This window comes from Streptomyces bathyalis, from assembly GCF_015910445.1.
GTDB lineage: Bacteria > Actinomycetota > Actinomycetes > Streptomycetales > Streptomycetaceae > Streptomyces > Streptomyces bathyalis.
In genome coordinates, this window is sequence record NZ_CP048882.1 from 5,549,849 (window position 1) to 5,570,410 (window position 20,562).

General features: G+C 70.9%; 22 protein-coding genes. 9 read left to right on the plus strand and 13 right to left on the minus strand.

Annotated features, from left to right (window positions below):
- Positions 1–45: 45 nt before the first annotated feature.
- Positions 46–735, plus strand: a complete 690-nt coding sequence (locus tag G4Z16_RS24025) for a TerB family tellurite resistance protein (RefSeq protein ID WP_246531027.1) — start codon at positions 46–48, stop codon at positions 733–735.
- Positions 736–778: 43 nt separating this feature from the next.
- Here the strand turns inward: G4Z16_RS24025 and G4Z16_RS24030 are convergent, their stop codons facing one another.
- Positions 779–1,639, minus strand: a complete 861-nt coding sequence (locus tag G4Z16_RS24030; protein ID WP_197352746.1) for a helix-turn-helix transcriptional regulator — start codon at positions 1,637–1,639, stop codon at positions 779–781.
- 49 nt (positions 1,640–1,688) lie between these two features.
- On the opposite strand from G4Z16_RS24030, the gene G4Z16_RS24035 reads away from it, so the two are divergent.
- From G4Z16_RS24035 to G4Z16_RS24055, 5 genes are all read left to right on the plus strand, one after another.
- Positions 1,689–2,120 carry a DUF2000 domain-containing protein gene (locus tag G4Z16_RS24035; protein WP_197352747.1) on the plus strand — a complete coding sequence of 144 codons (432 nt, stop codon included), beginning with the start codon at positions 1,689–1,691 and terminating at the stop codon, positions 2,118–2,120.
- 111 nt (positions 2,121–2,231) lie between these two features.
- Complete coding sequence (locus tag G4Z16_RS24040; RefSeq protein WP_197352748.1) at positions 2,232–2,459, plus strand: hypothetical protein; 228 nt, start codon at positions 2,232–2,234, stop codon at positions 2,457–2,459.
- Between the two features lie 206 nt (positions 2,460–2,665).
- The gene (recO, locus tag G4Z16_RS24045) at positions 2,666–3,484 is read left to right on the plus strand and encodes a DNA repair protein RecO (protein ID WP_246531028.1); all 819 of its coding nucleotides are present in this window, start codon (positions 2,666–2,668) and stop codon (positions 3,482–3,484) included.
- Between the two features lie 88 nt (positions 3,485–3,572).
- Entirely contained in the window at positions 3,573–4,388 is an 816-nt protein-coding gene (locus G4Z16_RS24050) for an isoprenyl transferase (RefSeq protein ID WP_197352749.1), read from the plus strand.
- 227 nt (positions 4,389–4,615) lie between these two features.
- The gene (locus G4Z16_RS24055) at positions 4,616–4,804 is read left to right on the plus strand and encodes a hypothetical protein (protein WP_197352750.1); all 189 of its coding nucleotides are present in this window, start codon (positions 4,616–4,618) and stop codon (positions 4,802–4,804) included.
- A 30-nt stretch (positions 4,805–4,834) separates the two neighbouring features.
- On the opposite strand, the gene G4Z16_RS24060 is transcribed toward G4Z16_RS24055, so the two are convergent.
- The 4 genes from G4Z16_RS24060 to G4Z16_RS24075 all read right to left on the minus strand — a co-directional run bounded on the left by G4Z16_RS24060 (position 4,835) and on the right by G4Z16_RS24075 (position 8,176).
- Positions 4,835–5,248 carry a Fur family transcriptional regulator gene (locus tag G4Z16_RS24060; RefSeq protein WP_028435051.1) on the minus strand — a complete coding sequence of 138 codons (414 nt, stop codon included), beginning with the start codon at positions 5,246–5,248 and terminating at the stop codon, positions 4,835–4,837.
- A 97-nt stretch (positions 5,249–5,345) separates the two neighbouring features.
- Complete coding sequence (locus tag G4Z16_RS24065; RefSeq protein WP_197352751.1) at positions 5,346–6,335, minus strand: metal ABC transporter permease; 990 nt, start codon at positions 6,333–6,335, stop codon at positions 5,346–5,348.
- Positions 6,332–7,120: a metal ABC transporter ATP-binding protein gene (locus G4Z16_RS24070; protein WP_197352752.1), complete on the minus strand. Its 789-nt coding sequence runs from the start codon at positions 7,118–7,120 to the stop codon at positions 6,332–6,334. The genes G4Z16_RS24065 and G4Z16_RS24070 overlap by 4 nt, the downstream gene beginning before the upstream one ends.
- 96 nt (positions 7,121–7,216) lie before the next feature.
- Positions 7,217–8,176, minus strand: coding sequence for a metal ABC transporter substrate-binding protein (locus G4Z16_RS24075; protein WP_197352753.1), 960 nt, complete (start codon positions 8,174–8,176; stop codon positions 7,217–7,219).
- Between the two features lie 171 nt (positions 8,177–8,347).
- Here G4Z16_RS24075 and G4Z16_RS24080 point away from each other — a divergent pair, with 171 nt between their 5' ends.
- Positions 8,348–9,730 (plus strand): glycine--tRNA ligase, encoded by a 1,383-nt coding sequence (locus G4Z16_RS24080; RefSeq protein WP_197352754.1) that lies wholly within the window; start codon positions 8,348–8,350, stop codon positions 9,728–9,730.
- A 60-nt stretch (positions 9,731–9,790) separates the two neighbouring features.
- On the opposite strand, the gene G4Z16_RS24085 is transcribed toward G4Z16_RS24080, so the two are convergent.
- From G4Z16_RS24085 to G4Z16_RS24100, 4 genes are all read right to left on the minus strand, one after another.
- On the minus strand, positions 9,791–10,411 hold the full coding sequence (locus tag G4Z16_RS24085; RefSeq protein ID WP_343070897.1) for a Uma2 family endonuclease: 621 nt from the start codon (positions 10,409–10,411) through the stop codon (positions 9,791–9,793).
- A gap of 81 nt (positions 10,412–10,492) precedes the next feature.
- On the minus strand, positions 10,493–11,314 hold the full coding sequence (locus tag G4Z16_RS24090; protein WP_197352756.1) for a phosphotransferase family protein: 822 nt from the start codon (positions 11,312–11,314) through the stop codon (positions 10,493–10,495).
- 12 nt (positions 11,315–11,326) lie between these two features.
- On the minus strand, positions 11,327–11,917 hold the full coding sequence (locus tag G4Z16_RS24095) for a TetR/AcrR family transcriptional regulator (RefSeq protein ID WP_197352757.1): 591 nt from the start codon (positions 11,915–11,917) through the stop codon (positions 11,327–11,329).
- Between the two features lie 17 nt (positions 11,918–11,934).
- Positions 11,935–12,939, minus strand: coding sequence for an aldo/keto reductase (locus G4Z16_RS24100; RefSeq protein ID WP_197352758.1), 1,005 nt, complete (start codon positions 12,937–12,939; stop codon positions 11,935–11,937).
- Positions 12,940–13,226: 287 nt separating this feature from the next.
- Here G4Z16_RS24100 and dusB point away from each other — a divergent pair, with 287 nt between their 5' ends.
- Positions 13,227–14,366, plus strand: coding sequence for a tRNA dihydrouridine synthase DusB (gene dusB, locus G4Z16_RS24105; RefSeq protein ID WP_197352759.1), 1,140 nt, complete (start codon positions 13,227–13,229; stop codon positions 14,364–14,366).
- 100 nt (positions 14,367–14,466) lie between these two features.
- A complete protein-coding gene (locus G4Z16_RS24110) occupies positions 14,467–15,525 on the plus strand; it encodes a zinc-dependent alcohol dehydrogenase family protein (RefSeq protein ID WP_197352760.1) in 1,059 nt (352 codons plus the stop codon).
- A 43-nt stretch (positions 15,526–15,568) separates the two neighbouring features.
- Here G4Z16_RS24110 and G4Z16_RS24115 read toward each other — a convergent pair whose 3' ends face one another.
- The 4 genes from G4Z16_RS24115 to G4Z16_RS24130 all read right to left on the minus strand — a co-directional run bounded on the left by G4Z16_RS24115 (position 15,569) and on the right by G4Z16_RS24130 (position 20,415).
- Positions 15,569–15,790, minus strand: coding sequence for a dodecin (locus G4Z16_RS24115; RefSeq protein ID WP_197352761.1), 222 nt, complete (start codon positions 15,788–15,790; stop codon positions 15,569–15,571).
- Positions 15,791–15,966: 176 nt separating this feature from the next.
- Positions 15,967–18,018: an amylo-alpha-1,6-glucosidase gene (locus G4Z16_RS24120; protein ID WP_197352762.1), complete on the minus strand. Its 2,052-nt coding sequence runs from the start codon at positions 18,016–18,018 to the stop codon at positions 15,967–15,969.
- A gap of 7 nt (positions 18,019–18,025) precedes the next feature.
- Positions 18,026–19,618: an MGH1-like glycoside hydrolase domain-containing protein gene (locus tag G4Z16_RS24125; protein WP_425508113.1), complete on the minus strand. Its 1,593-nt coding sequence runs from the start codon at positions 19,616–19,618 to the stop codon at positions 18,026–18,028.
- Complete coding sequence (locus G4Z16_RS24130) at positions 19,615–20,415, minus strand: sugar phosphate isomerase/epimerase family protein (RefSeq protein ID WP_197352763.1); 801 nt, start codon at positions 20,413–20,415, stop codon at positions 19,615–19,617. Before G4Z16_RS24130 ends, G4Z16_RS24125 begins: the two co-directional genes overlap by 4 nt.
- Positions 20,416–20,562 lie beyond the last annotated feature (147 nt).

A 20,562-nucleotide genomic window follows, 5' to 3' on the forward strand; every position in this document is an offset into this window, starting at 1 on the left:
ATCACGCTCACCGGCAGCGTGGCCGAATCGTGACGGAGGTACGGCGTGGGCGACGCAAGACGTTCCCGTGACCAGCAAGGACAGCGTCCAAGTCTGCGCCTGGCAGGTGTTCGCACCAGCTGGCACACCGTGGACGACGGGGACTTCTTCTGTCCCGGCTGCGGCGGCGACCGCAGCTACCGCCGACGTGCGGGCAAGCGCCGTTTCGTACTGCTCGGTGTGCCGCTGCTCTCCCGCGGCCAGGTCGCCCCGGTCCTCGAATGCGCCGCCTGCCACGGGCACTTCGGCACGGAGTCCCTCGACCACCCCACCACCAACCGCCTCGCCCTGCTGCTGCGCGACGCCGTCCACGCCATCGCGCTCACCGTGCTCACCGCGGGCGGCCGCGAGAACCGTGCCGCCCGCGAGGCCGCCGTGCACTCCGTGCGCAGCGCGGGCTACACCGGCTGCACCGAGGAGCAGCTGCTGACGCTGCTGGCCGCCGTCTCCGCCGAGCGGGACTCCGCGGACAGCGTCTCCGCGGAGATCGAACTGCACGAAGCGCTGGCCCCGCTCGCGCCCCACCTCGCTCCTTCGGGCCGCGAGTCCCTGCTGCTGCACGGAGCGCGCATCGCACTGGCCGACGGCCCGTACTGCTCGGCGGAGCGTGAGGCGCTCGCGGCGGTGGGCAGGTCGCTGCGGATCGACGAGGACGACGTCGACCGCCTGCTCGCCCGCGCCCGCACGCCGTCCTGAGGCGCGGCCCTGAACGGGCCGGCAGGTGACCGGCCCCGCCACCTCAGGGGGCGAGGCGGACCTCTTCGGACGTGGTCGGGGGCTTCACCTCGGACAGCCGTCCCGAAGCAGGGACCCTGCCCGCGTAGCGCCCCGGAGTGGTGCCCACGAGCCGTTTGAAGTGCCGGGTCAGGTGCGACTGGTCGTAGAAGCCGGCTGCGGACGCCACCTCGGCGGGAGGCCGGCCGTCGAGGAGCAGCTGTCGGGCGCGGTCGACCCGGCGGGCCATGAGGTACTGGTGCGGGGCGATGCCGAAGGCGGCGGTGAACGCCCGCACCAGATGCGTGGGGTGGGCGTGCACCAGTGCCGCGGCCTCGTCCAGGCTCACGCCGTGGAGCGATCGTTCGTCGAGGAGCTCCCGCAGGCTGTGGGCCAGGCCGCGATTTGATTTCGGTGCATGGGGGAGGATCCGCGGCCTCAGGTGGCTGCGCAGCCGTTCGCCGATCAGCGCGAGACGGCTCTCCGCTTCCAGCTCGTCGCCCCGGCGTGACAGGGCTGAGTGCAGCTGTCCGATGCGTCGGCGCAGCATGTCGTCGACCATGTCGGGGCCGTCCACCGCCGGGCCGATGAAGCTCTCGTCCAGCTGGGACAGGTCCAGGTAGAGAACCCGCTTGCGGAAGCCCTGTGAGGTGGCCGATGAGCCGTTGTGCGGTACCTGCGGGGGAAGCAAGGACACCGTGTCGTGGGGGGTGCCGTGCTCGCGGCGGTTCAGGTCGTAGCGGACCGCACCGTCGTCGACGATCAGCAACGTCCACACGTCGTGGACGTGCATCGGGTACGCGTGCTCGGTGAAGTGGGCGTGGAAGACTTCCACGACACCCGGGATCCGCGGGCGCCACGCGGAAACCTCTTGCCGTGCCACCATGCCAAGAACGTACAAGAAGGCGCCGCGGAGCGGTCGGCAGTCTCAGAGCATGACGACCGAGAAGACTCCCGTACGCTTCGACACCAAGATCGCCGTTCTGCTGCGCGAGGACCTGGAGCCCTGGCAGCGGCTGAACGTGACCGCGTTCCTGGTCAGCGGCCTTGGCTCGGAGCTGCCTGAAGTGATCGGCGAGAGCTACGCCGATGCCGACGGCACCGACTACCTGCCCATGTTCCGCCAGCCCGTCCTGGTCTTCGAGGGGACGAAGGAGACGCTGACCGCCGCGCACACCCGCGCCTTGTCCCGTTCGCTTCCCCGGTCGGTGTTCACCTCCGACCTCTTCGCCACAGCCAACGACCGGGACAACCGCGCGTCGGTACGGGCCGTGCCGAAGGACCAGTTGGATCTCGTGGGTCTCGCCGTGTACGGACCGCGCAACGGGGTCGACAAGGTGCTCAAGGGCGCTCGCATGCATCCCTGAGCACCGCCGGAAAGCGGGAGAGTGGAGCCCTGCACCGGGACGTGCGCGGGTGCCGGCGTGCCAGGTCCTCGCTCCGGACCCGGCAACGACCCCGACGACGTTCAGGACTGCGTGACCGATCTCCGTGAGGCCCTGGCGGCCCACGGCATCACGCTTCCTTCCATCACCGTCGAACTGCCCGCTTTCGCCGCAGAGGCGCAGCTTCCCCTGATGGCGCTCGGCAACTGCAATGTCGACCCGCACGCAGGCTGGCTGCTGTACTCCGTACCGCGTGGCGCGGGGAAGCACGGCCGTGACGTCTCGCGGCTGGCGCATCGAGCGTCCCCGCCAAGCCCGTAAACCGGGAGGAGGACGGGTGGGTCAGTGTCCCGCTGTGGCTGCTGCGCGACGGCGTGTACCACTCCGACCTCGACCTGCGCCTCTCGCTCGCCGAGGCCGAACTGCTGCGCACCCAGCTCTCCCGCGCCCTCGACGACGGCGGCTCGGTCATCGGCGGATGACGCGCCCGCGACCCTGCCCACCGGGCATGCGGGATACTGAGCCCCATGAGCCTGTTCCGCGACGACGGCATCGTGCTGCGCACCCAGAAGCTGGGTGAGGCGGACCGGATCATCACGCTGCTCACGCGCGGGCACGGCCGGGTGCGGGCCGTCGCGCGGGGGGTGCGGCGCACGAAGTCGAAGTTCGGGGCCCGGCTGGAGCCCTTCAGCCACGTCGATGTGCAGTTCTTCGCACGCGGCAGTGAACTGATCGGCCGCGGGCTGCCGTTGTGCACCCAGACGGAGACCATCGCCCCGTACGGGCAGACCATCGTCTCCGACTACGCGCGCTACACCGCCGGCACGGCCATGCTGGAGACCGCCGAGCGCTTCACCGACCACGAGGGCGAGCCCAACGTGCAGCAGTACCTGCTGCTGGTGGGCGGGCTGCGCACGCTGGCCGCCGGGGACCACACGCCCGGGCTGGTGCTGGACGCCTTCCTGCTGCGGTCGCTGGCCATGGGCGGTTACGCGCCGAGCTTCGACGACTGCGCCAAGTGCGGTCTGCACGGTCCCAACCGCTTCTTCTCCGTCGCCTCCGGCGGCGTGGTGTGCGGCGACTGCCGGGTGCCCGGCAGCGTCGTACCGTCGCCGGAGACGCTGCGGCTGCTCGGCGCGCTGCTGACCGGCGACTGGGAGACGGCCGACGCGTGCGAGGCCAGGCATGCCCGGGAGGGCACCGGGCTCGTCTCGGCCTATCTGCACTGGCACATGGAGCGCGGGCTGCGCTCACTGCGCTACGTGGACCGCACGCAGGGCGGCCGGGGCGGTCCGGACGCCTCCGGCGCGCGGCCTGGGGCGGAACCGGAGGCCCGGCAGTCCTGACCGGCGGCGACGTACCGGCGTCGGCTACGCTCGCCGTGTCCCCGCGCCTCCCGCATCCGATCCGTCCCCTCCCTGGAGCTGAACGACCATGGCACGCCGCGCAATGCTGCAGAGGCAGCGTCGCGAGTACCTCACACCCGAGCCGCACCCCTCAGGCGAACGTCCGCCCGAGATCCCGCCGGAGCTCGTCCCCGGCCATGTGGCTTGCGTCATGGACGGCAACGGCCGGTGGGCGAAGCAACGGGGGTTGCCGCGCACCGAGGGGCACAAGGTCGGCGAGGGCGTCGTGCTCGACGTCCTCAAGGGCTGCCTGGAGATGGGCGTGAAGAACCTCTCCCTGTACGCCTTCTCCACGGAGAACTGGAAGCGGTCGCCCGAGGAGGTCCGCTTCCTGATGAACTTCAACCGGGACGTCATCCGCCGCCGCCGCGACGAGATGGACGAACTGGGCATCCGCATCCGCTGGGTCGGACGGATGCCGAAGCTGTGGAAGTCCGTGGTACGTGAGTTGCAGGTCGCCCAGGAACAGACCGTGGACAACGACGCGATGACGCTCTACTTCTGCGTCAACTACGGGGGCCGCGCGGAGATCGCGGACGCGGTCCAGGCCGTCGCCGAGGACGTGAAGGCGGGGAAGCTCGACCCCTCGAAGGTGAACGAGAAGACCTTCGCCAAGTACCTCTACTACCCGGACATGCCGGACGTGGACCTGTTCCTGCGCCCTTCCGGCGAGCAGCGCACGTCCAACTACCTGATCTGGCAGAGCGCTTACGCCGAGATGGTCTACCAGGACGTGCTGTGGCCGGACTTCGACCGACGCGACCTGTGGCGGGCCTGCCTCGAGTACGCCAAGCGCGACCGCCGCTTCGGCGGTGCGCGGGACGGCGGCGGGAAGAAGCCCTGACAGGCGGCCCATCCGCCCTGCCGGTGCCCGGAGTTCCTTCCGGGATACGTGCCCGGCCCGGCGCCCGGCGCCCCTCGCGGCGCGCTCCCCGGGGGCGCTCGGGCGGGCACGGGGCGCCACCCCGTCGCCTCCCCCCGGGCGGCGGCAGCTCCGAGCCAACTGTGCTGTGCGCCCTGCGAGTTCGGGAAGACGTTTCGGCCTCGCCCGAAGTTGCCGCCGTACTCCAGGTGATCGCCGACGGCGTCTCCACCGGGGAGCCGGCCCGCCGGGCCGGCGTCTCGAACGCGTCCGCCAGCGAGCACGCGACGGTGCTGCGCAACGTGGGGCTCGTGCACACGGAGCGCGCGGGGCGCAGCAGCCGGCACAGCCTCACCCTGCTCGGTGCCGAGCTGCTGGGGGCCGCCGTCACACGGTGAACGGCCGGGGCCTGACCGCGGGAGCGCCGGTCACTTGCCGGCGGCGCAGTCCCCGCACGTACCGAAGATCTCGACGGTGTGGCCGACATCCACGAAGCCGTGCTCCTCGGCGATGGAGTCGGCCCACTTCTCCACGGCCGGGCCCTCGACCTCGACGGCCTTGCCGCAGTGGCGGCACACGAGATGGTGATGGTGGTCGTCGCTGTGGCAGCGTCGGTAGACCGACTCGCCCTCGTCGGTGCGGAGTACGTCGACCTCGCCGGCGTCGGCGAGGGACTGCAGTGTGCGGTAGACCGTCGTCAGGCCGACCGAGTCCCCGCGGTGCTTGAGCATGTCGTGAAGCTCCTGCGCACTGCGGAACTCCTCGACCTCGGCAAGTGCCGCCGAGACGGCGGCTCTCTGCCGCGTCGACCGGCCGCGGACAGGGGGACCTGCGGTGGTCACGCTGTCTCCTTTGCTCGTCTTGCTCGCTCACGGGGCCTGCCCGGTCATTGTGCCAGGCACCGGGGACAGGGGACCCTCACGCCCGGGAACCGGGAGCCTACGCTGCGCCTTCGGCGCCCCTGCCGTCTCCGGAGGGGGCCGGGTTCCCTTCCCGGGCCCTCGCAGACCGGTCGAGGCTGCCGTCCGGCGGTGCGCCACCCGCGACCGCCACCTTGTCGCCGTGGTCGTCGCCGTCTCCGGTGCCGCCGCGGCCGTGCCCGCCGCCGTCGACCGCCCTGCGCTTGGCGAGCGGCGCCGCCAGCACCGTGACCAGCGCGAAGAGCGCGATCGCCAGTACGACGATGCTGGCGCCGGGCGGCACGTCCGCGTAGTACGAGGTGCTCGTCCCGGACAGCGTCACCGCCACACCGAAGATCACTGACAGCCCGAGCGTGCTCGCGAAGCCCCGCGTGAGTTGCTGTGCGGTGGCGACCGGGATCACCATCAGCGCACTCACCAGCAGCAGCCCCACCACCCGCATCGCGACGGTGACCGTCACCGCCGCGGTCACGGCCAGCAGGAGGTTCAGCAGCCGCACCGGCAGCCCGGTGACCCGTGCGAACTCCTCGTCCTGGCAGACGGCGAACAGCTGACGGCGAAGCCCCAGCGAACCGGCCAGGACGAAGGCCGACAGGCAGACGATGGCGACGACGTCCGAGTCGGAGACGGTGGTGATCGAGCCGAAGAGATAAGTGGTGAGGCTCGCGTTGGAGCCGTTCGGCGCGAGGTTGATGATCATGACGCCGCCGGCCATTCCGCCGTAGAAGAGCATCGCGAGCGCGAGATCCCCGCGTGCCTTCCCGTGCCAGCGGATCAGCTCCATCGCGACCGCACCGAGCGAGGCGACGCCGACCGCCATCCACACCGGATTGGTGCCTAGCAGGAAACCGAGGGCGACGCCGGTGAGCGCGACGTGGCCGATGCCGTCGCCCATGATCGCCTGGCGCCGCTGCACGAGGTAGATGCCCACGGCCGGGGCGGCGATGCCGACCAGCAGCGCGGCGAGCAGGGCGCGCTGCATGAACGGGTACTGCAGCAGCTCGGTCATACGTGGGTCCCTGGGTCGGTCTCGCTCACGGACAGTCCGGTCTGGATGGCGGCGGCCACTGCCGCGCCCGGGGTGTCGTGCGGATGGCAGGCGAGGTCGTGGAGGCGGTCCGGGTTCGCGACGAGTTCGACCCGGCCCTCGCGCAGCAGCACCGCGCGGTCGATCAGCGGTGCGAAGGGCCCGAGTTCGTGCAGCACGAGCAGTACGGACGTGCCCCGGCTGACCTGTTCGCGCAGCGCGTCCGCCAGTACGTCCTGGCCGGTCAGGTCCACGCCCGCGATCGGCTCGTCCATGATCAGCAGGTCGGGTTCGGCGGCGAGGGCCCGCGCGATCAGCACGCGCTGGTGCTGCCCCCCGGAGAGCGCGTTGACGGAGTCCTTGGCGCGGTGCGTGAGCCCGACGACCTCCAGGGCCCTGCCGACGGCGGCCTTGTCGGCGCGGCCCAGCGGACGCAGCTTCGTACGGGCGAGACGGCCGGAGGAGACGACCTCCCGCACGGTGGCGGGCACGCCCGCTGCCGCGGTGGATCGTTGCGGGACGTAGCCGATGCGGCGCCAGTCACGGAACCGGGGGAACGGGGTGCCGAACAGTTCCAACTCGCCCCCGGACAGGGGCACCTGGCCGATCACGGTGCGGATCGTGGTCGACTTCCCCGAACCGTTGGAGCCGAGCAGGGCGACGACCTCGCCGCGGTCCACGGTCAAGTCGAGGCCGCGCAGAACGGTGCGCGCCCCGAGGGAGGCGGTGGCGCCCCGGAGGGATATCACTGGCTGAGGCTCGGCCATGCGAAGGGCCCTTCCTCGGTGGTCGGTGCTGGGGATCGGGGTCCGGTGGCGGGAACGGGACCGGAGGGCGGCGGAATGTGGCGGATGCGGCGGCCCTCAGTTGGCGCCGAGCGCGTTCTGCAGTGAGAAGAGGTTCTGGTGCATGACCGAGAAGTAGTCCTCGTTCTTCTTCACGCTCTCCAGAGGGCTGAGGACGCCTGTCTTGAGGTTCAGATCCCCGGCGAGCGTCCGCGCCGTCTTGTCACTGGCGCTCGACTCGAAGAAGACGGTGTCGACTCGCCCGGCCTTGGCGGTCTTGTGCAGCTGCTTCATGCGGGCGCCGCTGGGTTCGGAGTCCGGGTCGATGCCGGAGACGGCGGCCTGGTGCAGCCCGTACCGCTCGGCGAGATAGCCGAAGGCGGCGTGGGTGGTGATGAAGGTGTCGGTCTTCTTGCGAGCCAGACCCTTCTTGAACTCCTTGTCCAGTGAGTGCAGGCGCTGGACGAGGGTCTCGGTGTTCTTCGCGTAGTCCTTCTTGTGGGACGGGTCGGCCTCCGCGAGTTCCTTGCCCACACCCTTGGCGATCTGGGCGTAGCGAAGGGGATCGAGCCAGACGTGCGGGTCTCCGCCCTGCCCGGCGCCCGCGGCGTCGTGGGAGTGGTGCTTTCCGTGGTCCTCGCCGTGCACGTCCGTGCTGTGCTTCTCCAGCGTCGCGTACGAGGAGGCGTCGGCCACGTGCTCCGGCTCGGCCTGCTGCACGCCCTCGTCGACCGCGGGCTGCAGGCCCTTGAGGTAGACGACGAGACCGGCGTCGCTCAGCCGTCCGGTCTGCTGGGGACTGAGCTCCAGGTCGTGCGGCTCGGTGCCGGGCTTGGTGAGGGATTCGGTCTCGACGTGCTCGCCGCCTATCTGCTGGGCGACGTACTGGAGGGGGTAGAAGGACGCGACGACGTCCACCTTCCCGTTCGCCTCCTCGTCGGCGGCCGAGTCGCTCGTGCAGGCGGTCAGGGCGAGCCCGCCGACGCCGAGAGCGGTTGCGGCGGCGAGGACACGTATGAGCCGGCAGGAAGCGTTCATGACACTCATTTTCAACCTACTTGGAAACCATTGTCAAATGGGTCGGCTGGGGGCGGGCTGCCGGTGGTCCGCGAATCGTTCGCCGTACCGATAGCCCGGACCGATTTGATCCGCCCCCCTCATGGCTCGGTAACCTGAAGTATTCCGTCCGCCGTTGATGAAGAGAGCACTGTGGCCGCCGACAAGATCGACACCATCGTCAGCCTGAGCAAGCGCCGTGGCTTCGTCTACCCGTGCAGTGAGATCTACGGCGGTCAGCGTGCCGCCTGGGACTACGGTCCGCTCGGTGTGGAGCTGAAGGAGAACATCAAGCGTCAGTGGTGGCGGGCCATGGTCACCTCGCGCGACGACATCGTCGGCATCGACTCGTCCGTGATCCTGGCGCCGCAGGTGTGGGAGGCCTCGGGTCACGTCGCCACGTTCACCGACCCCCTCACCGAGTGCACGTCCTGCCACAAGCGCTTCCGCGCGGACCACCTCGAAGAGGCGTACGAGGCGAAGCACGGGCGGCTCCCGGCGCAGGGCCTCGCCGACATCAACTGCCCGCACTGCGGCAACAAGGGCGGCTTCACCGAGCCCAAGCAGTTCTCCGGGCTGCTCTCCACGCACCTCGGCCCGACGCAGGACGCCGGCTCCGTGGCCTACCTGCGGCCCGAGACGGCGCAGGGCATCTTCACCAACTTCGCGGCCGTGCAGCAGACTTCGCGCAAGAAGCCGCCGTTCGGCATTGCGCAGACGGGCAAGTCCTTCCGCAACGAGATCACGCCGGGCAACTTCATCTTCCGCACCCGCGAGTTCGAGCAGATGGAGATGGAGTTCTTCGTCAAGCCGGGCGAGGACGAGAAGTGGCACGAGTACTGGATGCAGCAGCGCTGGTCCTGGTACACGGGGCTCGGGCTGAGCGAAGAGAACATGCGCTGGTACGAGCACCCGCAGGAGAAGCTCTCCCACTACTCCAAGCGCACCGCCGACATCGAGTACCGCTTCAACTTCGGCGGCAACGAGTTCTCCGAGCTCGAAGGCGTCGCCAACCGCACCGACTTCGACCTCACCGCGCACTCCAAGGCCTCGGGACAGGACCTGTCCTACTTCGACCAGGAGGCCGGTGAGCGCTGGGTGCCGTACGTCATCGAGCCGGCGGCCGGTGTCAACCGCGCGATGCTCGCGTTCATGCTCGACGCCTACATCGAGGACGAGGCGCCCAACGCCAAGGGCAAGCTGGAGAAGCGCAACGTGATGCGGCTCGACCCGCGGCTCGCGCCCGTCAAGGTGGCCGTGCTCCCGCTGTCGCGCAACGAGAAGCTGTCGCCGAAGGCGCGCGGCCTCGCCGAGGCGCTGCGCAAGAACTGGAACATCGAGTTCGACGACGCCGGCGCCATCGGCCGCCGCTACCGCCGCCAGGACGAGATCGGCACGCCCTTCTGCGTCACGGTCGACTTCGACACCCTCGACGACAACGCCGTCACGGTTCGCGAGCGCGACACGATGAAGCAGGACCGCGTCTCGCTCGACCAGATCGAGAGCTACCTCGCGGGCCGGCTGCTGGGCTGCTGACCCGTACGGAGTGACGAGGGCCGGTTCCGCCAAGGGTGCGGAACCGGCCCTCGTCGTCCGTCAGTTGCCCTCCCGCTGCCCGTCCTGCTGCTCCGCGGGGGCCCCGAAGCCGCTGGTGTCCAGCTCGCAGTCGAACGGCGCGGGGATGTGGAGCGTCTTCCCGAACGGCACCGTCGTGTGCGAGGTGTATCCCTTCTCCGCCGGCGCCCAGAAGACGGTGGCTGACTCCTCCTCCATGTCCAGGAGGAGATACACGGGAACGCCGGCCTTCCCGTAGACCCGGACCTTGTCGTCCCAGTCGGCGTCACGCGTCGAGGGTGAAGTGAGCTCGCAGACGAGCGTGAGCGCCTCGCCGTCGATGTACCGCTTCGCGGTGTCGAAGGCCGCACGTGCCGCCACGTAGAGATCCGGCCCGTAAGCACGTTGCTCGGAGGGGAATGTGAAGAGGAACGGGGCATCGCCGCACGTCTCGCCCTCGGGCAGTTGCTGCCGCAACTGCTCCCGGATGGATTCCATCACTCGGTAGTAGAACCCCCTGGACCACGGTGACACGACGATGCTCCCCCTGATGATCTCCGCCCGGTAGCCGTCGGGCACGTCCATGCTCAGCAAGGTCCGGCACATCGCCTCGAAGTCGGGCGGGCCGTCGGGGGTCTCTATGGGCGTCGGTCGATCCAGCATCACCGTCATGATGCGCCTTTCCTGCCGGGTGATCCAGTGGTCACCCACAGTATTCAACGGGTCTGACAACGGGCGGTCCGCTCAGGTCAGAAGGGCCGTCAGGCGCCGGGCCTGGCGCTCCGCCGTGCCGGGAGGGTTCCGGGGGCGCTGCCGCTCCTCGTCGAAGGAGAGCAGGAACAGCCATACGAGAGCGAGGAGGCGGCGGCAGTCCCGCAGGCGGGCGGACTCCTGCGCCGTCAGGGAGAAGCGGCTCAGGAAGGCGCGGACGTCGAGAGGTTCGTCCACCCAGGAGCCCACATGCTCGGTGATCTCCGCGAGTTCGAACGCCCGGTCGCTGCGGCCCGAGTCCTCGAAGTCGACGATCCTCGCGCGGCGGCCGTCCCAGAGGTAGTTGGCGAGATTTCCGTCCCCGGCGCCGAATACCGGCGGCACGTTGTCCGGTGCGGATTCCACGTCCGACCGGTCCAGCCATCGCAGCCCGAGATCCATCGCGGCGTCGGCCTCGCCGCGGGGCGGAACCCGGACCCGGGAGGCCCAGGAGCGGAGGTGTGCCCTCAGGTCATGGGCGAGGCCGGGCCGGGGAGGGACATCGGCGAGTACGGCGGGCGGGAGCGCGGAGTGAAGCGTCCGCACCGCTTCTGCCAGGGCGTCGAGGGCCGGCCCGTCGTGCGGGCGGCCCCGCAGCCGCTCGCCCGGCAGTCGCGACATCGTGATCGCCGGTTCCTCCGTGCCGAGTCCGGCCGCCAGGGGAGCGGGCGCGAGCCCGGGTGCGTGCTCGGCGAGCAACCGCAGGGCGCGCCACTCCCGTTCGCCTTCCTCGCGGTCACCCGCGCGGAAGCGTTTGACGACCCGGTGAGGGCCCAGCTCGACGGCGTGGGTGCCGTGCGGGCCGCCGGTGCTCAACGGTCCGCGGGGTCAGGCGCGCAGCCCGCGCAGGATCAGGGCGCGCACCGCCGCGAACGCCTCCTCGATCCCGGGGCGCGACCACTCCGGGGCGTACGCGGGGTCGTGGAACCGTCCCGTCGCGTGGAAGACGGCACGCGCGGTCTCGGCGGCGGAGCCGGCGGAGTCGGAGGCGAAGACGCCCTGCGTACGCCCGTCCTCGATGATCCGGGACAGCTGGCCGACCAGCTCGTCGATGTGCCGGTCGACGACGGCGTTCACGTCGTCCGTCAGCACCGAGTAGGTGGCGAACAGCTCCGGATCGTCGCCCGCCTTGTGGCGCTTGGCCTCGAAGAGCGTCGTCAGCCATCTGTCGAGGCGCTCGTCGGCCGGGCCGGGCCCGTCGACGGCGGCGACGAGACGCTCGCTGGTGCGGTCCAGCCAGCGCTGCGTCACGGCCTCGCGGAGGGCGGCCTTGGTACGGAAGTGCCGGTAGACGCTGCCGTGGCTGACGCCGAGGGCGCGGGCCACGTCGACGACCGTGGCCTTGCCGGGGCCGTAGCGGCGCAGCACCTCCTCGGTGGCCTCGAGGATGCGCTCCGGAGTCAGCGCTTCCGACACCATCCGGCCCCCTGTTCTCGCTATTTCTCGCTGTCGAGGTGCGCCATCTGGGCCGCCGGGTAGCGGTCGCCTGCGGCGGAACCGGCGGGCACCGCCTGCTCGATGGCTTCGAGATCGTCTGCGTCGAGAGTAACGTCAAGCGCCGCCAGCGACTCCGCCAGCCGCTCACGGGTGCGGGCGCCGACCAGCGGGACGATGTCCTCGCCGCGGGAGAGCACCCATGCGACGGCCGTCTGGGCGACGGTGATCCCCTTGCCGTCGGCGACCCGGCGCAGAGCCTCGACGAGGTCGAGGTTCCGGTCCAGGTTCTCGCCGGAGAAGCGGGGGCTCATGCCGCGGAAGTCGCCCGGCGCGAGCTCCCGTTCGCGTGACCAGTTGCCGCTGATCAGTCCGCGGGAGAGCACGCCGTACGCGGTGACGCCGATCCCGAGCTCGCGGCAGACCGGGAGGATCTCGTCCTCGATGCCGCGCGAGATCAGCGAGTACTCGATCTGGAGGTCGCTGACCGGAGCCACCGCCGCGGCCCTGCGGATGGTGCCGGCGCCGACCTCCGAGAGGCCGATGTGCCGCACGTGGCCCGCCTTCACCAGTTCCGCGACGGCTCCGACGGTCTCCTCGATCGGGACGGCGGGGTCGAGTCGGGCGAGCCGGTAGATGTCGATGTGGCCGGTGCCGAGGCGCTGCAACGAGTACGCGGCGAAGTTCTTGACCGCCTCCGGGCGGCCGTCGATCCCGGTGAAACCGCCTTCCACGGTTCGCAGTGCTCCGAACTTCACGCTGGTCAGGGCCTGTTCGCGGCGGGCGGCGGGTGCGGTGCGCAGCGCCTCGTTGATGAGCAGCTCGTTGTGGCCCATTCCGTAGAAGTCGCCGGTGTCCAGCAGGGTCACTCCCGCTTCGAGCGCGGCGTGGATCGTCGCGACGGATTCGGCCCGGTCGGTTCGGCCGTAGAGGGCGGACATGCCCATGCAGCCGAGGCCGAGGGCCGAGGTACGGAGGCCGTTGCTGCCGAGGGTGCGGGTCTGCATGGTTTGCGCTCCTTTGGTGCTGCCGGATCTGCCACTGCCGAGAGTAAGAGATGGAATGACAGATGTCAATATCTGTCATTCCATCTCTGTTTCGCGAGGTGGTCTTCACGCTCCCTGCCTCCACCCGGGCCGGGGCGGGACGGCCCCTCGTACGGGCCCGGCGCCGATGCGGGAGAATGGGATGCCGCGCCGCCCGCGCGGACACCTCGCCGCCGCACATGCGAGCGGCACCCGGGCCAGGCCGGCCCAGCCCCGTAAGCCCGTACGTCTCGGAGGACGCCGACGTCATGACGCCGCCGCTCCACATCGGTCCCCACGCCGTCCAGCCGCCCGTGGTGCTGGCGCCGATGGCCGGGATCACGAACGCGCCGTTCCGCACGCTGTGCCGGGAGTTCAGTGGTGGTAAGGGGCTCTTCGTCAGCGAGATGATCACGACGAGGGCCCTCGTCGAGCGCAACGCGAAGACCATGCAGCTCGTGCGGTTCGACGACAGCGAGAGGCCGCGTTCGATCCAGCTGTACGGGGTGGACCCGGTCACGGTCGGCAAGGCGGTCCGGATGATCACGGACGAGGCCCTCGCCGACCACATCGACCTCAACTTCGGCTGCCCGGTGCCCAAGGTGACGCGGAAGGGCGGCGGTTCGGCACTCCCGTACAAGCGGCCGCTGCTGCGCGCGATCCTGCACGAGGCCGTCGGCAACGCGGGCGGGCTCCCCGTCACGATGAAGATGCGCAAGGGCATCGACGACGGCCACCTGACGTACCTGGACGCCGGACGCATCGCGGTCGACGAGGGAATCACCGCGATCGCCCTGCACGGCAGAACCGCGGCACAGCACTACGGCGGCACCGCCGACTGGGACGCCATCGCCCGGCTCAAGGAGGCCGTGCCCGAGATCCCGGTGCTCGGCAACGGCGACATCTGGTCCGCGGACGACGCGACGCGGATGGTGCGTGAGACCGGGTGCGACGGCGTGGTCGTCGGCCGTGGCTGCCTCGGGCGGCCGTGGCTGTTCGGCGACCTCGTCGCGGCGTTCGGGGGCGAGGGCCCGGAGGCGTACGCGCGGCCGTCCTTCGGCGAGGTGGCGCGCGTGATGCTGCGTCACGCGACGCTGCTGGGGGAGTGGCTGGGCGACGAGGCGCGCGGCGTCATCGACTTCCGCAAGCACGTGGCCTGGTACACCAAGGGGTTCTCGATCGGTTCGCAGGCGCGTCAGCGGCTGGCGGTGGCCGCGTCGCTGGAGGAGCTGGCCGGTCTGCTCGACGGCCTCGACGCGGACCAGCCGTGGCCGCACGACGCGGACGGTCCGCGAGGACGCACCCACGGGCGCAACAAGGTCGTGCTGCCCGAGGGCTGGCTCGACGACCCGTACGACTGCGCCGAAGGTGTCGGCGCCGATGCGGAACTCGACACTTCGGGCGGTTGAACATCCTCGTCACAGGGCTTGGTGAAGACCAATCGGACTTTTATCCAGAACGGCTAACCAACGTCCTGTGCAGGTCGGGTGACTGGGAGACTGTGCCCTTGTGAAGGCCATTGTCTACGAGGAGTTCGGGCAGCACCCGGCTCTGCGCTCCGTACCCGACCCCGCTCCCGCCCCGGGCGGCGTGGTGATCGAAGTCGACGCCACCGGTCTGTGCCGCAGTGACTGGCACGCCTGGCGCGGTCACGACCCCGATGTGAAGCTTCCGCACGTAGGCGGCCACGAGTTCGCGGGGACGGTCGTCGCCGCAGGCTCCGGCTCGGCGCTGCCGTGGGTGGGACGGCGGGTGACCGTGCCCTTCGTGTGCGGCTGCGGCACCTGCGCCCAGTGCGTCACGGGGAACCAGCAGGTCTGCGAGCAGCAGACACAGCCGGGATTCAGCCACTGGGGCTCGTTCGCCCAGTACGTGGCGATCGACAACGCCGACGGCAACCTCGTGGCGATCCCCGACTCGATCAAGGCGCCCGCGGCCGCCGCGCTCGGCTGCCGCTTCGGCACGGCCTACCGCGCCGTCGTGCGCCAGGGCCGCGTCACCGCCGGCGAGTGGGTCGCCGTCCACGGCTGCGGCGGCGTCGGGCTCTCAGCGGTGATGATCGCCGTGGCGAACGGCGCGCGGGTCGTGGCCGTGGACATCTCCAGGGCGGCGCTGAAGGTCGCCCGCGACCTCGGCGCGGAGGCGACCGTGGACGTCTCCGACGTGGACGATCCGGGGGCGGCCGTCATCGAACGCACCCTGGGCGGCGCCCACTTGTCCCTCGACTGCCTCGGCGATCCGCGCACCTGCTGCGCGTCCGTACGGAGCCTGCGGCGGCGGGGACGCCATGTGCAGGTCGGCCTGCTGCCGCCCGACGAGGGCTCCCCGGCGATCCCGATGGACCGGATCGTCGCCCACGAGCTGGAGTTGCTCGGCAGCCACGGCATCCAGGCCCACGAGTACCCTGCCCTGTTGGGGCTCGTCGAAGCCGAGGTGCTCCACCCCGAGCTGCTGGTGCGGCGAACCATCGACCTGTCCGAGGCGCCCGCCGCACTGATGGAGATGGACATCCCGGTGCCCGGCACCCCCGGCGTGACGGTCATCAGGCCGGAGTCGCCGAAGTCCTGAACGTGTCCGTGCCGGGCGGCGGTGAGCCGCCCGGCCACAGGCGTCAGGCGGACCCGCCGCCCTCCAGGCGGAACCCGACCTTCATGCAGACCTGGTAGTGCTCGATCCGCCCGTCCTCGATCTGGCCGCGCACCTGTGTGACCTCGAACCAGTCCAGATTGCGCAGCGTCTCCGAAGCACGGCTGATCGCGTTACGGATCGCGCTGTCCACGCCCTCGTGGGACGTGCCGACGATCTCGGTCACCCGGTAGGTGTGCTCGCTCATGAGGACCTCCGCTGGATCGTTCGCCCGGTTCGTCCCTCCCCGGTGCCCGGATACGCCCGGATTACGCAGATCACAGGATTTGGGCGACCCCGCCGGTCACCCCGCACGACGAGGGCCGCCCCCGGCCGCAGGGGGGACGGCGGCCGGGGGCGGCGGGTGAGGGGCGAACGGGGCCGTCAGGTGCCCGGCGCGCCCCCCACGGCTGTGAGCAGCGCGAGCGGCGTGGCAGCGGCCCACGCCTGCGGGGAACAGGCATGCGGATAGGGGACGGGGTCCGGGTGATCGGCGCGGCCGTAGCCGGCCAGCACCTCCGGTAGCCGGTAGTTCTGCCTGGCCGCGGCCTCGACCATTCCGGCGGCGAGGGTGCGGGCCTCCTCGTGCATGCCGTAACGGGCGAGCCCGAGGGCGATGACCGCGTTGTCCTGCGGCCAGATGCTGCCCCGGTGATAGGAGAGCGGGTGGTACGGGGCCTGGCCGGACGCCAGGGTGCGCACCCCCCAGCCCGAGAAGAAGTCGTGGGCCATCAGCCGCCGGCCCACCTGCTCGCCCGCCTCCTGGCCGAGGATCCCCGACCACAGCAGGTGACCCGCGTTGGAGGCGAGGGCGTCGGCGCGCATGCCGTCCCCCGGCCCCCGGCCTGAGGTGCCTTCGGCGAGGGCGAGCAGCGGGAAGTTCTCCTCCGGCATCCAGAAGTCGGATTCGAAGCGTTCACGCAGGGCCGCGGCCGCCTTCGACAGCCGTTCGGCATACGCCTCGTCCTGCCAGGCCGTACGGGCCAGCTCCGCCGTGCGGCACAGCGCGTCGTAGGCGTAGCCCTGGACCTCGGCGACCATGACGGCTCCGGTGGGCCGTGTGCCGTCGGTGCTGCACACCGCTCCCGGGGAGTCCTTCCAGTTCTGGTTGGCCAGGCCGCCCTGGTGTGCGTGATAGGCGAGGTAGCCGTACTCGTCCAGGCCACCGTGGGTGAACATCCAGTCCACGGCGGCTCGTGCGTGTGGCTCCAAACGGCGTGCCAGGGGTGGCCGTTCAGCGTCCTGGCCCTGCCGCTCGTCCGTCTCCCGCGTCAGTTCGCTGTACGCGCCCAGGAGGATCAGGAAGAGCGGTGTGGAGTCGACCGAGCCGTAGTAGCGCCCGTAGGGGACCTGTCCGAAGTGGGCCAGTTCGCCATGGCGCACCTCGTGCACGATCTTCCCTGGCTGGGCGAGGCGTTCGGGCTCGTCCTCGCGCGCCTGGGTGGCGGCGAGTGCGAGCAGCGTGGGCTCGGCGAGCTGCGGGCGGTAGGGGAGCGCGAAGAGCGAGGTGAGCAGGGAGTCCCGGCCGAAGAGGGTCAGGAACCAGGGAACGCCCGCGCCGGGTATGAGCAGTTCCTCGCCGTCGGGGCCGCGTGCGGTCACGCGCAGCCCGGCCAGGTCGGCCAGGCCCTGCTCGCAGGCGCGGGCAAGCTCAGGCCAGTCGGTCATGCGGGCGGGGACGGGGTCGGCCGAAGTGAACTCGCCCGTACGGGACTTGAGCCACGAGGTGATGGTGGCCGGATCGGCGTCCGGTACGTTCGCGGCCCCCCGGCGTTCCGGTGCGCCGTGGGGGTGTGCCGTCACCCGGAGCGTCAACTCGGCCGTGCCGTGCGGCGGCAGTTCCAGCAGCCAGCCCAACTGCCGGGCGGAGCTGCCGGTTTCCTCGACGGTCATGGGGTGGGGCTCGGCGGTGACGGTGGTGCGGGAGTGCCACTCGCCGCGCCGGTACCCGAACTCGACGCCGTCCGGGTGCACTTCGTGCGTGCGTACCGTGTGCGGCTTGTCGTAGGAGCGGTGGTCCGAGCGCAGCTCGAACTGGTCGGCGAAGTCGGCGTCGGCGGTGAGCGTCAGACGTGCCGTCGTGTCCTCGCCCAGATTGCTCGTGAGCCGGATCCGTTCGGTGAACTCGCCACTGACGACGGCCTGTTCCCGGAAGACGGTGTAGGCGGGCGGCTCCTCACGGGTGCCGTGCGGCGTGAGTACGGCGGTGCCGTTGCTGTCGGACGCGGGCACCAGAACGGCTGGGGAGGAGCCGTCGACGGTCAGCTGCCAGCGGCTCAGATGCCGGGCGTCGCGTACGAACAGGCCCTCGGGAACGGTCCCGTCGGACTGTGCGCTGGGCAGCGCCCAGCCGGGCGAGCCGCTGATGTCGCCGGAGGGGCCCAGCACGGCGAAGGTGCCTTCGTGGACGAGCAGACGGTGCTCGGTCGCATTCACAGGTAGGTCAGCGTCCCTTCTCGGGCTCGGATGACTCGGATGCGGACTCTGCTCGGCTCATTGACGTGAATCCGTCCGGTTGAACCTCGAGTTCGGACTCCTGGCCTGAATCCGGTGCCTTCAGCAGATCCAGGGCGAGAGCCGCGGTCCAGCTGAAGTCGCGTGCGCCACGGCCCGCGCCCGTGTACGGGTCGACGTACTCGGCGAAGCGGGACGCCGCGGCGGCGCCGAGCACGTCGGCACGCAGCGTGTCGGCGAGTTCGCTCTCGCCGCAGCGGCGCAGGCCGCGTTCGAGCAGCCAGTTGACGTTGAACCAGGCGGGTCCGCGCCAGTAGCGGTACGGATCGAAGGCCGGGCCGGACAGGTCGTAGCTCGGCAGCAGCCGCACCCTCGTGCCCAGACCGAAGTGCTCACTGGTGACGGTGCGCAGCAGTTCCGCCGTGATGTGACCGGGCAGGCCGGGGGCGATCAGGGGCAGCAGGCCCGTTGCGCCTCGCGCTTCCACGAGCGCCCCGGAAGGTCCGGAGGATTCAGGGGCGCCCGCACCGGAGGCCGCCGGGCCGGTCCCGTCGCGCAGATCCCTGCACAGGAACTGGCCCGCCTCCGGCGACCACAGTCGCCGCACCAGGGCGTCGGTCAGCGCGGCGGCGTGTCCGCCGTGGGGGGCCGGGTCGCCGCCGAGCTCGCGGTCGACCGAGGCCAGCGCGTGCTCGGACACGATGAGCAGGGCGTTGAAGGACGGGTCCTCGACGGCGAAGGGGTGCGGTGCCTCCGCGTCCCTGTACCCGTGGTCCCGGTAGCCGGCGGCGAGAGCGACGTAACGCCCGTAGTCCAGATCGGTCGGCCGGTCGTCGGCAGCGCCGTGCCTGAGGTCGGCCCGCCGGAAGGAGTCCGCGGCAGCCGGTTCGACACGGGACAGCGGACCGTCCCAGCACGGGCTGTTGTCCATGCCCGACTCCCACGGATGCACGACCGCGGCCAGACCCCCTCTGCCGAGGTCGCGTTCGCCGGCGAGGTAGCGGTGCCAGGCCGCCAGCCGCGGCCGGACCCGCTCCAGGAACCCCCTGCGCCGGGAGACCGCCGGATCGGCCAGATGCACCAGCCAGGCGGCGAGCGCGTGCACGGGCGGCTGCACGATCCCTGACGTCTCCAGGCCGCGCGGCGCGCCCGCGCCTCCGCCGGAGGCGGCACCCGCCGTGGAGGAACGCCAGAAGCCGGGCCCGGGGAAGTAGGCGTCGGACGGCACATGGGAGTTGAAGACGATGTGCGGGATCCGTCCGTCGTCCCACTGGCCTCCGAGAAGCGTCTCGAGTTCGCGCTGGGCACGGACGGGCGAGAGATGGCGGAGCCCGACGGCGATGAACGCCGAGTCCCAGCTCCATTGGTGCGGATACAGGCCGTGCGAGGGCACCGTCGATGACCCGGTCCAGTTGCCCAGCAGGACGCGGTGGGCCCCGCGCCGCAGCCCGCTGCGTTCAGTTCGTCCTGGAAACCGGTGCGGGGCAAGGGACTTCGCGGAACCGGGCCCGGTCTCCCGGGACGCGGCTCCCGCCGGTCCCTGTGCCGTCCGCGACGCCGAGGCAGGCGCGGCGGCGTTCACGCGGCGGCCCGCTCGAGGAACGCCGGTATGGAGCGGACCGCTTCGACGGGGTCGCCCGTCAGCCGGCACTCCACGGCCAGTTCGCCCGTGTAGCCGGCCGCGTCCAGCGCCCCGAGCCAGGCGGGCCAGTCCAGGTGGCCCGCGCCCGGCTGGAAGCGGTTGGAGTCGCTGACCTGGGCGTGCCCGATGTACGGGGCCGCGGCGAGGAGCGCGGCGGGAGGATCCGCCTCCTCGATGTTCATGTGGTAGCTGTCGACGCCCACGCGGACGGAGTCCAGACCGGTCTCGCGTATCAACTCCACTGCCTGGTCGAGCCTGTTGACCATGTGGTCCTCGTACCGGTTGAGGGGCTCCAGGAAGAGGACGACCCCCTCGCGGCGGGCGTGCTCCCCGAGTTCCGTGAGACCCGCGAGCAGCACCTCGCGGTCCTCCTCGTCGCTGCGCGGCGGCTCGAAAGGCGGCAGACGACGGGAGAACATCCCGTACGAGGCGGGAGTCATCGCGCCCCGGCCGCCCAGTTCACCGATGACGGACAGCTGGGACTTCATCTGCTCCACGGCGTCGCGCCGCAGTTCGTCGTCGAAGGCGCCGAAGAAGTGCAGCATCTCGACGCACACCGTCGGCATGACGACACCGTCCGCGAGGGCCTTTCGCAGCTCCGGCAGCCGCTCACGGAAGTGGAGACCGCCCTTTCCGCGCAGCTCGATGGCGCCGTAGCCCGCCGACTGTGCGAACTCCCACTTCTGCTGCAGGGTTTCGCCCGGCAGCAGCTGCTCCTGGCAGGCGGTTGTGAACATGGTGGGGCCTTTCGCAGGGTGTTCTCGGTGCGTGGTGCGTGGTGCGTGGTGCGTGGTGCGTGGTGCGGGGTGCGGGGTGCGGGGTGCGTGTGCGTCGGTGTGTCGGTGTGTGCGGTCGCCGGGCCTGGGCCGGGCCGAGGTCCGGTC